Source organism: Nocardia sp. NPDC057353 (assembly GCF_042667085.1).
GTDB lineage: Bacteria > Actinomycetota > Actinomycetes > Mycobacteriales > Mycobacteriaceae > Nocardia.
Genome location: NZ_JBHVAK010000110.1, coordinates 1 through 10,869, shown reverse-complemented (window position 1 = coordinate 10,869; position 10,869 = coordinate 1). Strand labels below are relative to the sequence as shown.

The following is a 10,869-nucleotide window of genomic DNA, read 5'->3' as shown; positions in this document are numbered from 1 at the left end:
GGGCGCGGCGGTGCCGCGCCCGGGCCGGAGGCGTGTCGCGCAGCGGTGCCGTCCGACAGCCGGCCGCTGGAGGCGCGAGGCGCGTCGGACTCGGCCGCCGGTGTGTCGAGCGCCCGCCTGGTAGCCGAGCGGGCGGTTCAGACCCGGCGGCCGGTGTAGGCGAGCAGTCGCAGGTGGCCGGGGGCGTCGTCGGCGACCGGGACGGCCGCGTCGAACCAGCCCGGCTGCCGGTAGGGATCCAGCCCACCGGCGGCGACGACCGCTTCCAGCAGCGCGGAACAGAGGGCGTCGTCCGCGAGGTCGGGGCGCCCGATCGCCAGGGCGAGATCGGTGCCGTGCACCGTGAGCTCGAGCAGGTGCGCGAGCGCGGCGCTCGGCCCCGGCAGCTCACCGAGCGGGGTGGGTACCGCGCGGTCGAGCGCGTCCGGCCTGCGCCAGGCGGCGCGGTCCAGCTCGGCGGCGGTGGCGAAGGCGCCGTGCGGGTCGGAGCCGAGTGCGTCCTCCGGCAACTCCGCGTCGCCGGTGATGTCGCTGAGCGCGGCGACCGATCCGTACATCACACCGACCAGGTGGTCGAGCAGGGTGTGCACGTCCCATTCGGCGCAGAGCGTGGCCGCGCCGAGCGACCCGGGATCCAGCGCCGCGACGGCGGCGCCCGCGGTGTCCAGCGCGCGGTCGATCGCGTCGACCACCGTCTCCGTCTCGATCCGGCCGATCGCGGGGTCCTGCACACGGTTCATGGGAATCCTTCTGGTCGATCGAGGCGATGCTGCCCGGAATACACACCGCTCACCAATGGAAACCCGAAATTGTGCGGCGCGCCCGGAACCGCCGCCCGGGTTGACAAGGCAGGCCGGGATTGTCGGTCAGCCCGACCCTTCGCGCCGCTTCCCGCCCGGATCCGGCTCGGTGCGGGCGATGCCGTGCTCGGTGCCCTCGTCCGCGTCCTGGTCCGGCTCCGGGTGCTCCGGCTCGAAGGTCGCGGGCAGGTTCTTGATGTGCTTGTTCATCGAGCGGATCAGCAGGAAGGTCCCGACCAGCAGCACGAGCACGAGGATCAGCCCGACCGGCGAGGCCTTGCCGAACTCGGGCCCGGTCGGGGTGCCCGGCGTCTGCGCGAGCACCTCGGTGAGCAGCGGTAGCGCGGACATCACCGGTGCTCGTCCCCGATCCCGGCGAACAGGTCGTGCTCCGGCAGCGCGGTCTTCACCCTGGTCTGCGCCAGCTCGAACTCCTCGGTCGGCCAGATCTTCCGCTGCAGCTCCAGCGGGATGGCGAAGAAGGCGCCGTTCGGGTCGATCTGGGTGGCGTGCGCGCGCAGTGCGTCGTCGCGCTGCGGGAAGTACTCGGAGCACTCGATCTGGGTGGTCACCCGCGACATGACGTCGCCGCGCTCCACCGCGTACTTGCGCGAGCGGTCCAGCCACTCCTGCAGCGGGAACGGCTCGCCGAGCCGGTCGTACTCCTCGGCGAAGAGCTCCAGCCTGCGCAGGCTGAAGCCGTGGTTGTAGTACAGCTTGAGCGGGGTCCACGGCTCGCCCGCGTCCGGGAACCGCTCCGGGTCGCCCGCCGCCTCGAAGGCGGCCACCGAGACCTCGTAGCAGCGGATGTGGTCCGGGTGCGGGTAGCCGCCGGTCTCGTCGTAGGTGGTCATCACGTGCGGCCGGAACTCACGGACCACCCGGACCAGCGCCTCGGTCGCCTCCTCGAGCGGGACCAGCGCGAAGCTGCCCTCCGGCAGCGGCGGCAGCGGATCACCCTCGGGCAGACCGGAATCCACGAAGCCGAGCCAGGTCTGCCGCACCCCGAGCGCGGCCGCGGCGGCGGCCATCTCCTCGCGCCGGATCTCGTGGATCCGCTCCAGCACACCGGGGGTGTCCATGGCCGGGTTGAGAATGCTGCCCGCCTCGCCGCCGGTCAGCGTGACGACGAGTACCTCGTTGCCCTCGGCGGCGTACTTCGCCGTCGTCGCGGCGCCCTTGGACGATTCGTCGTCGGGGTGCGCGTGCACCGCCATCAGCCGGAGCCCGCTCACGTCCTGTCCACTCCGTCGCTCACCGTCTCTACCTCGCGCTCTCCGCCGTCCCGTCGCGGTGCCCCGAGGCACCCGATCCTCGCTTACCTATAGTTCCATTGAGACCCCGCTGTATTCCGACCACCCCCGGGAGCGTCCGACGATGACCGACTCGAGCCCGCGCGCAGGCGCCGAGCCCGCGACCCCGGCCGAGAGCGCCGAGGCCGAGCGGCGCCGCTCGGCCCGCCGGGCCGAGCGGTACGGCGGGCAGGGCCGCACCGCGCCCGGTAGGCGCCGCGCCCTCGCGGTCGGGCTCGGGCTGCTGGTCGCGGTCGCGGGGGTCGGGGTCGGGTACCTGGGCTACCAGAAGTACGGGCCGAAGGACGTGCAGGCCGAGCAGCTCGGCTACGTCGTGGTCGACGACTCCACGCTCGACCTGCGGATCAAGGTCACCAGGGACGACCCGTCGCAGCCGGTGGTGTGCTTCGTCCGCGCCATGGGGCGGGACACCGCGGAGGTGGGCAGGCGCGAGGTGCTGGTGCTTCCCTCGGCGAGCGGCACGGTCGAGGTCGCCACGGTCATCCGCTCCTCCGCCCGGCCCGCGTCGGGCAGCGTCTACGGCTGCTCCACCGAGGTGCCGGGGTACCTGCGCGCGGGGTGAACCGCACAAAATCGACTTGACCTGCATATTTGTGAGTCATGCTAAAATGGCCTGACACACGGTTCCGGCACCCGGAGCCGTGTTTGCTGCATTGGCGGCCAGCGCGGTGGATTCCGGAACGCACGACACCCCTCGGAGATCGCGTCCAGCCGTCGGCCGATGCGTGCCCGCCTGCCCCGGTGGGTACAGCAGCGGTGTTCAGGGAATCCCGGCGCGCCGGGAACAACTACTAGGGAGTGATCGAGATGACCGAGAATGTGACCTGGCTGACCCAGGAGTCGCACGACAGGCTCAAGAGCGAACTCGACGCGCTCATCGCCAACCGTCCGGTCATCGCCGCCGAGATCAACGAGCGCCGCGAGGAGGGCGACCTCAAGGAGAACGGCGGCTACCACGCGGCGCGGGAGGAGCAGGGCCAGCAGGAGGCCCGCATCCGGCAGCTGCAGGAACTGCTGAACAACGCCAAGGTCGGCGTCGCGCCGACCAAGTCCGGCGTGGCGCTGCCCGGCTCGGTCGTGAAGGTCTACTACGACGGTGACGAGACCGACACCGAGACCTTCCTGATCGCCACCCGCGAGGAGGGGCTCGGCCACTCCGACCTGGAGACCTACTCGCCGAACTCGCCGCTCGGCGGGGCGCTCATCGACGCCAAGGTCGGCGAGACCAGGGAGTACACGCTGCCCAACGGCAACACCATGAAGGTGACGCTGGTCAGCGCGGAGCCGTACCACAGCTGAGCCGCTCCGCGGGGGCGCGGAGTGCCGCGGCCCCGCGCTGCCGCGCCGAGTTTCCGGCCCCAGCCTCGGGCCGCCTGAGCAGCAGCGGCCGCACTCGGGATTCGAGTGCGGCCGCTGGTTCATGTCTTTCGTACTTCCCTACTGCGCGAGCGCCTGCTCGACGTCGGCGAGCAGGTCGGCGGCGTCCTCGATGCCGACCGAGAGCCGTACCAGGTCGGCGGGGACCTCCAGCTGGGAGCCCGCGGTGGAGGCGTGCGTCATGGCACCGGGGTGCTCGATCAGCGATTCGATCCCGCCCAGCGACTCCGCCAGCGTGAAGACCTTCGTCCCGGCGCAGAAGCGGCGCGCCGCCTCCTCGCCGCCGTGCAGCCGCACCGAGAGCATCCCGCCGAAGCGCCGCATCTGCTTGGCCGCGACGCCGTGCCCGGCGTGCTCGGGCAGCCCCGGGTAGATGACGGTCGAGATGGCCGGGTGCCCGGCGAGGAACTCGGCGATCAGCTCGGCATTGTCGCAGTGCCGCTCCATGCGCAGCGCCAGCGTCTTGGCGCCGCGCAGCGTCAGGTAGGCGTCGAACGGGCCTGGCACCGCGCCCGCGCCGTTCTGCAGGAAGGCGAACTTCTGGTCGGTCTCGGCGTCGTCGGTGACCAGCGCGCCGCCGATCACGTCGGAGTGGCCGCCCAGGTACTTGGTGGTGGAGTGCAGCACGATGTCCGCGCCCAGGGTGAGCGGGGTCTGCAGGTAGGGGGTGGCGAAGGTGTTGTCGACCACCAGCTTGGCGCCCGCGGTGTGCGCGACGTCGGCCAGCGCCGGGATATCGCCGATGGTGAGCAGCGGGTTGGTCGGGGTCTCGACCCAGATCAGCTTGGTGTTCGGCCGCACCGCCGCGCGGACCGCGTCCAGGTCGGCGATGTGCGCGGGCGAGTGCTCGATCCCCCACTGGGTGAACACCTTGTCGATCAGCCGGAAGGTGCCGCCGTAGGCGTCGTCCGGGATGACGATGTGGTCGCCGGGGCGCAGCAGCGCCCGCAGCGCACAGTCGGTGGCGGCCATCCCGGAGGCGAAGGCGCGGCCGTACCGGCCGAGCTCGAGGGCCGCGAGGTTGGCCTCCAGCGCGGTGCGGGTCGGGTTGCCGGTGCGGGCGTACTCGTACCCGCCGCGCAACCCGCCCACCCCGTCCTGGGCGAAGGTCGAACTCGCGTAGATGGGCACATTGACCGCACCGGTCTGCGGGTCCGGTTCGAACCCCGCGTGCACGGCCCGGGTGGAGAATCCCAGCTCGCTCATGGCCCCAGCCTAGAACCGCCACCTGCGGCGCGATCGCAGGGGGTGCGTGTGCCCGGCTCGCTACGCTGGCCGACATGGCGCCCGACACACCCGTGACCCTCGACGCATTGTTCGCGACCGACTCGCTGCTGCAGCCGGAGGAGCGGGAGATCCGCGACACCGTCGCCGCCTTCGCGGCCCGCAGGCTGCGCCCGCACGTCGCCGACTGGTTCGAGGCGGGCACCTTCCCGGCCAGGGAGCTCGCCCCCGAGCTGGGCGAGCTCGGGCTGCTCGGCATGCACCTCGACGGCTACGGCTGCGCCGGGCTCTCCGCCACCGCGTACGGCCTGGCCTGCCAGGAGCTGGAGGCGGTGGACTCCGGCATCCGCAGCATGGTCTCGGTGCAGGGCTCGCTGGCCATGACCGCCATCCACCGCTACGGCTCCGAGGAGCAGAAGCAGCAATGGCTGCCGGGGATGGCCGCGGGCGAGCTGCTCGGCTGCTTCGGGCTGACCGAACCGGACTTCGGCTCCAACCCCGGCGGCATGCGCACCCGCGCGAAGCGGGACGGCGCCGACTGGGTGCTGGACGGCGCCAAGATGTGGATCACCAACGGCACCGTCGCCGACGTCGCGGTGGTCTGGGCGTACACCGACCCGGAGGAGGAGGGCGGCCGCCCGGTGGTGCGCGGCTTCCTCGTCCCCACCGACGCCACCGGCTTCCAGGCCAGGGAGATGCACCGCAAGCTCTCGCTGCGCGCCTCGATCACCGCCGAGCTGAACTTCGACGGGGTCCGGCTGCCCGCCGACGCGGTGCTGCCCGGTTCGCGCGGCCTCTCCTCGCCGCTGGCCTGCCTGGGCGAGGCGCGCTTCGGCATCGTCTTCGGCGCGCTCGGCGCGGCCCGCGACTGCCTGGCCGCGGCGATCGAGTACGCGCGCAGCCGCGAGGTCTTCGACAAGCCGCTCGCGGCCTACCAGCTCACCCAGGCGAAGATCGCCGACCTGGCGCTGGAGTACGGCAAGGGGCAGCTGCTCGCCATCCACCTGGGGCGGCTCAAGGACCGCGGCGAGCTCACGCCGGAGCAGGTGAGCGCGGGCAAGCTGAACAGCACCCGCGAGGCCATCGCGATCGCCCGCGAGTGCCGGACCATCCTGGGCGCCAACGGGATCACGCTGGACTACCCGGTGCTGCGGCACGCCAACAACCTGGAGTCGGTGCTCACCTACGAGGGCACCGCCGAGGTGCACCAGCTCACCCTGGGCAAGGCCCTCACCGGGAGCAACGCCTTCCGCTGAGCACAGTGTTACCGGGCGTCACCGCGGGGCCATCCCGCGGTCACCCGTTGGCCGGGAATCTCCCGCATCCTGGTGGGACCACGCTTCGCCGGTCGTTCCAGGAGGTGCACCATGTGCACACTGCCGCCCATTCCCGCCCGCAGTGCCGGAGTCCCCGATGCGTAGCGGCGAACTCCCGGACCGGCGGGAACTGCTGGCCGCCTTCGACTCTCGCCCCGAAGCGGGCGACCACCCGGTCGCCGGGTGGGCCGCCGCGCTGGCCGAGCTGCACCGGCAGCGGCACCGCGACCCGCTGGCGACGGCCGGAATCGATTGCCGCCGGGCCGAACTCGTCGCCGCGGTCGATCGCTGGGCGGGCACGGTCCGGGCGGTGCCGGTGCGCGGGGTCTCGCTCGGCGCGGTGCTGGACCGGATGGCCGCGGCGCACGTGCACGCCGCGCACCTGCTGCACACCTGCGAGCAGGTCTCCGACACCAGGGTGCACGCCGCCTGGTACCGGCTCGCCACCCTCGCCGACGAGTGGAGCGATCTCATCGCGGGCTATGTGCCCGCGCCGAGGACAGCAGCAGGCTGAGGACAGCAGCAGGCTGAGGCCCTACTTGCCGAGCGCGCCGACGCTGAGGAAGCCGAGCAGGTCGTGCCTGGTGATGACGCCGACCGGCTTGCCCTCCTCCACCACCATGAGCGCATCGGTCTCGGAGAACGCCTTGGTGGCGGCGGAGATCGGCTCGCCCGCGCCGATCAGCGGGAACGCTGCGGTCATGTGCTCCGCGACCGAGTCGGTGAGCTGCGCCCGCCCCTCGAAGACCGCGGAGAGCAGGTCGCGCTCGGAGACGCTGCCCGCCACCTCGCCCGCCATCACCGGCGGCTCGGCGCCGACCACCGGCATCTGCGAGACGCCGTACTCGCGCAGGATCTCGATGGCGTCGCGCAGCGTCTCGGAGGGGTGCGTGTGCACCAGGTCGGGCAGCGCGCCGGACTTGCCGCGCAGCACGTCGCCGACGAGCGGCTCGGCCGCGCCGTCCAGCCGCTCGCGCAGGAAGCCGTAGGAGCTCATCCACCGGTCGTTGAAGATCTTGGAGAGGTAGCCGCGGCCGCCGTCCGGCAGCAGCACCACCACGACCGCCTCCGGGTCGCGCCTGGCCACCTCGATGGCGGCCACGACCGCCATGCCGCAGGAGCCGCCGACCAGCAGCCCCTCCTCGCGGGCGAGCCGCCTGGTCATGTCGAAGGAGTCGGCGTCGGAGACGGCGATGATCTCGTCGGCGATCTTCGGGTCGTAGGCGGAGGGCCAGAAGTCCTCGCCGACGCCCTCGACCAGGTACGGCCGCCCGGTGCCGCCGGAGTAGACCGAGCCCTCCGGGTCGGCGCCGATCACCTGCACCCGCCCCTCCGACACCTCCTTGAGGTAGCGGCCCGCACCGGTGATGGTGCCGCCGGTGCCGACGCCCGCGACGAAGTGCGTGATCCTGCCCTCGGTGTCGGCCCAGATCTCCGGGCCGGTGGTCTCGTAGTGGCTCTGCGGCCCGCCGGGGTTGGAGTACTGGTCCGGCTTCCAGGCGCCGTCGATCTCGCGCACCAGCCGGTCCGAGACGCTGTAGTAGCTGTCCGGGTGCTCCGGCGGGACGGCGGTCGGGCAGACCACGACCTCGGCGCCGTAGGCGCGCAGCACGTTGCGCTTGTCCTCGCTCACCTTGTCCGGGCAGACGAAGACGCAGTGGTAGCCGCGCTGCTGCGCCACCAGCGCCAGCCCGACCCCGGTGTTTCCCGACGTGGGCTCGACGATGGTGCCGCCGGGGCGGAGCGCGCCGGACTTCTCGGCCGCCTCGATCATCTTGACCGCGATCCGGTCCTTCGAGCTGCCGCCGGGGTTCAGGTACTCGACCTTGGCCGCGACCAGCCCGGCGTTCGGCCCGACCACCGAGTTCAGCCGGACCAGCGGGGTATTGCCGATGAGGTCGACGACGTGCTCCGCGATGCGCATAGCTCCATCGTTGCAGAAGGCGCACGCACGTGCTTCCTCGCGTTCGGAATCAGCGCCGCGGCAGCTGCCAGGGCGGGTCGACCGCCGAATCCGCAGAACTCCGCGCCGGTCGCGGATCGGCCGGACGCACCGCGAACGCACCCGGTGCGGAGCCCCCTGAGCCCCTACGATCGGGGGCATGCGGAAACTCACCATCGCCCGGGCAGCCACCGTCCTGGCCGGAGCGGCCGTGGCGACGACCATCGGCGGGGGCGGCCAGGCCGCCGCGGCCACCGTCGAGTTCGCGCAGGTGCCGACGCTGGCGCGCGGCGGGCTGTGCTGGACCACCGTGCGCACCTGGGCCGACACCAGCCCGGAGTATCCGGGCCGGGCGATCCTGAACATGCGGGCCGAGCCGGTCGCCGGGGTCGGGCCGGGCATCTACCCCTTCGCCCCGCTCTGCCAGGTGCGCACCACCATGGCCTGGCGCAACCTGAACACCGGCGCGACCGGCGCCTACGAGAACCTCGTTGTCACCGGGATCTACGGCAGCATCCAGTACGCGCTGTTCCAGGACACCGGGCCGGGGCGGATCGAGGTCACCGTGAGCACCGACAGCGCGAGCATCCCGGCCCGCGGCACCTTCGACGTCGCGGGCTGAGGCCGCCGGGCGGCCGTCCGGACCGACCGGAGGCGCCGCCCGGTTTGTAGAATGCGCAAACGTGGGTGTACCTCGCATGGGTTGGCGCACGGCCGCGGCGACGGGAGCGGGCGCGGTGCTCGCCGGTTCCGGCGCGGGCACGGCGTGGTGGTTCGGGTACCGCATGCTCATGGCGCAGGCGGGGGCGGCGCGCGGCGTGATCGGCCGGGACAGCTCGAAGCCGCCGGAGGCCGACGGCGTCTACGCCCCCGGCGGTGCGCCGCCGCAGCGCTACCGCGCGGGCCTCGCCTTCGACCTGCACCTGATGATCTTCGGTGACTCCACCGCCGCCGGGCTCGGCGCGCTGAGCGCCGAGGAGGTGCCGGGCGTGCGGCTGGCCCGCGGCCTGGCCGAGGCCACCGGCAAGCGCATCCGGCTGAGCACCAAGGCCATCTCCGGCGCCACCTCCAAGGGGCTGGCGGGCCAGGTGGACGCCATGTTCGTGGCGGGCCCGCCGCCGGACGCCGCCGTCATCCTGGTCGGCGCGAACGACGTCACCAAGAAGCACTCGATCCGCGCCTCGGCGGGCAGGCTGAGCGCCGCGGTGACCCGGCTGCGCGAAGCGGACAGCGCCGTCGTGGTCGGCACCTGCCCGAACCTCGGCATCGTCACCGCCATCGCGCAGCCGCTGCGCGCGGTGGTGGAGAACTGGAGCATCCGGCTGGCCAGGGCGCAGGCCGCGGCCACGCGCGCCGCGGGCGGGCACCCGGTGCCGATGGGCAACCTGCTCTCGCCGAAGTTCCGCGCGGCGCCGGAGCTGCTCTTCGCCGCCGACGGCTTCCACCCGTCCGCCGCGGGCTACGCACTGGCCGCCGAGCACCTGCTGCCCGCGCTGCTGGCGGCGCTCGACGTCGAGGCGGGGCTGCTGCACCAGGCCGAGGCACCGGCGCCGGGCGCGGACCTTCCGGACGGCGCCCGCGCCACGTAGGTTTCTACTGGCGAGTAATCGAATTCGCACCACGACAAAGGAGTCCTCCATGCCTGAGGCCGTCATCGTTTCGACCGCCCGCTCCCCGATCGGCCGGGCCCGCAAGGGCTCGCTGGTGGACCTGCGCCCGGACGACCTCACCGCCCAGGTCGTGCGCGCCGCGCTGGACAAGGTGCCCAACCTCGACCCGGCCACGATCGACGACCTGATCCTCGGGTGCGGCTCGCCCGGCGGTGAGCAGGGCTTCAACATCGGCCGCAATGTCGCGGTCCAGCTGGGCTACGACACCCTGCCCGGCACCACCGTGCACCGCTACTGCGCCTCCTCGCTGCAGTCCACCCGCATGGCCTTCCACGCCATCAAGGCGGGCGAGGGCGAGGTGTTCATCTCCGCCGGTGTCGAGACCGTCTCGCGGTACGTGCACGGCTCCGCCGACTCCTGGCCCAACACCCAGAACCCGATCTACGCCGAGGCCCAGGCCCGCACGGCCGAGACCGCCAAGGGCGGGGCCGGGGCCTGGCACGACCCCCGCGAGGACGGGCTGCTGCCCGATGTCTACATCGCCATGGGCCAGACCGCGGAGAACGTCGCCACCTTCACCGGGATCACCCGCGAGGACCAGGACCGGTGGGGCGTGCGCTCGCAGAACCGCGCCGAGCAGGCCATCGCCGCCGGGTTCTTCGAGCGCGAGATCACCCCGGTCACCCTGCCCGACGGCACCGTGATCACCAAGGACGACGGCCCGCGCGCGGGCGTCACCTACGAGGCGGTCTCCGGGCTCAAGCCGGTCTTCCGCCCCGACGGCACGGTCACCGCGGGTAACTGCTGCCCGCTCAACGACGGCGCCGCGGCCCTGGTGATCATGAGCGACACCAGGGCCAAGGAACTGGGTTTGACCCCGCTGGCGCGGATCGTCTCCACCGGCGTGTCCGGGTTGTCGCCGGAGATCATGGGCCTGGGCCCGATCGAGGCGGTCAAGCGCGCGCTGGCGATCGCGGGCAAGACCATCGACGACATCGACCTGGTCGAGATCAACGAGGCCTTCGCCGTGCAGGTGCTGGGCTCGGCGCGGGAGCTGAAGATCGACGAGGACAAGCTCAACGTCTCCGGCGGCGCGATCGCGCTCGGCCACCCGTTCGGTTCGACCGGCGCCCGGATCACGACCACGCTGATCAACAACCTGCAGACCCACGACAAGCAGTTCGGGCTGGAGACCATGTGCGTCGGCGGCGGCCAGGGCATGGCGCTCATCATCGAACGCCTCAGCTGAGCTGACACACGAAAGCGGGGCGGTCACCGATCGGTGAC

General features: G+C 72.4%; 12 protein-coding genes. 7 read left to right on the top strand and 5 right to left on the bottom strand.

Translation table 11 applies throughout. From position 1 onward, the window contains the following. Positions 1 to 137 precede the first annotated feature (137 nt). The 3 genes from ACFUUZ_RS31015 to mca all read right to left on the bottom strand — a co-directional run bounded on the left by ACFUUZ_RS31015 (position 138) and on the right by mca (position 2,035). Complete coding sequence (locus ACFUUZ_RS31015) at positions 138 to 740, bottom strand: TIGR03086 family metal-binding protein (RefSeq protein ID WP_378702486.1); 603 nt, start codon at positions 738 to 740, stop codon at positions 138 to 140. Positions 741 to 866: 126 nt separating this feature from the next. Beyond that, positions 867 to 1,151, bottom strand: coding sequence for a hypothetical protein (locus ACFUUZ_RS31010; protein ID WP_378702484.1), 285 nt, complete (start codon positions 1,149 to 1,151; stop codon positions 867 to 869). Beyond that, on the bottom strand, positions 1,151 to 2,035 hold the full coding sequence (mca, locus tag ACFUUZ_RS31005; protein WP_378702482.1) for a mycothiol conjugate amidase Mca: 885 nt from the start codon (positions 2,033 to 2,035) through the stop codon (positions 1,151 to 1,153). Before mca ends, ACFUUZ_RS31010 begins: the two co-directional genes overlap by 1 nt. 142 nt (positions 2,036 to 2,177) lie before the next feature. Between mca and ACFUUZ_RS31000 the strand changes: the two genes are divergently transcribed. Beyond that, entirely contained in the window at positions 2,178 to 2,675 is a 498-nt protein-coding gene (locus tag ACFUUZ_RS31000; RefSeq protein ID WP_378702480.1) for a DUF4307 domain-containing protein, read from the top strand. 245 nt (positions 2,676 to 2,920) lie between these two features. Next, positions 2,921 to 3,412, top strand: a complete 492-nt coding sequence (gene greA, locus ACFUUZ_RS30995) for a transcription elongation factor GreA (RefSeq protein WP_067653570.1) — start codon at positions 2,921 to 2,923, stop codon at positions 3,410 to 3,412. A 138-nt stretch (positions 3,413 to 3,550) separates the two neighbouring features. Here the strand turns inward: greA and ACFUUZ_RS30990 are convergent, their stop codons facing one another. Next, the gene (locus ACFUUZ_RS30990) at positions 3,551 to 4,696 is read right to left on the bottom strand and encodes a cystathionine gamma-synthase (RefSeq protein WP_378702478.1); all 1,146 of its coding nucleotides are present in this window, start codon (positions 4,694 to 4,696) and stop codon (positions 3,551 to 3,553) included. A gap of 74 nt (positions 4,697 to 4,770) precedes the next feature. On the opposite strand from ACFUUZ_RS30990, the gene ACFUUZ_RS30985 reads away from it, so the two are divergent. Together ACFUUZ_RS30985 and ACFUUZ_RS30980 are read left to right on the top strand one after the other, a co-directional pair. Next, the gene (locus tag ACFUUZ_RS30985) at positions 4,771 to 5,970 is read left to right on the top strand and encodes an acyl-CoA dehydrogenase family protein (protein ID WP_378702476.1); all 1,200 of its coding nucleotides are present in this window, start codon (positions 4,771 to 4,773) and stop codon (positions 5,968 to 5,970) included. A gap of 157 nt (positions 5,971 to 6,127) precedes the next feature. Then, positions 6,128 to 6,544 (top strand): DUF4254 domain-containing protein, encoded by a 417-nt coding sequence (locus tag ACFUUZ_RS30980; RefSeq protein ID WP_378702474.1) that lies wholly within the window; start codon positions 6,128 to 6,130, stop codon positions 6,542 to 6,544. 21 nt (positions 6,545 to 6,565) lie between these two features. Here the strand turns inward: ACFUUZ_RS30980 and ACFUUZ_RS30975 are convergent, their stop codons facing one another. After that, a complete protein-coding gene (locus ACFUUZ_RS30975; RefSeq protein ID WP_378702472.1) occupies positions 6,566 to 7,954 on the bottom strand; it encodes a cystathionine beta-synthase in 1,389 nt (462 codons plus the stop codon). A gap of 178 nt (positions 7,955 to 8,132) precedes the next feature. On the opposite strand from ACFUUZ_RS30975, the gene ACFUUZ_RS30970 reads away from it, so the two are divergent. From ACFUUZ_RS30970 to ACFUUZ_RS30960, 3 genes are all read left to right on the top strand, one after another. Further along, complete coding sequence (locus tag ACFUUZ_RS30970) at positions 8,133 to 8,594, top strand: hypothetical protein (RefSeq protein WP_378702470.1); 462 nt, start codon at positions 8,133 to 8,135, stop codon at positions 8,592 to 8,594. A gap of 76 nt (positions 8,595 to 8,670) precedes the next feature. After that, the gene (locus tag ACFUUZ_RS30965) at positions 8,671 to 9,561 is read left to right on the top strand and encodes an SGNH/GDSL hydrolase family protein (RefSeq protein WP_378702468.1); all 891 of its coding nucleotides are present in this window, start codon (positions 8,671 to 8,673) and stop codon (positions 9,559 to 9,561) included. Between the two features lie 49 nt (positions 9,562 to 9,610). Then, positions 9,611 to 10,831 (top strand): acetyl-CoA C-acetyltransferase, encoded by a 1,221-nt coding sequence (locus ACFUUZ_RS30960; protein WP_378702466.1) that lies wholly within the window; start codon positions 9,611 to 9,613, stop codon positions 10,829 to 10,831. Positions 10,832 to 10,869 lie beyond the last annotated feature (38 nt).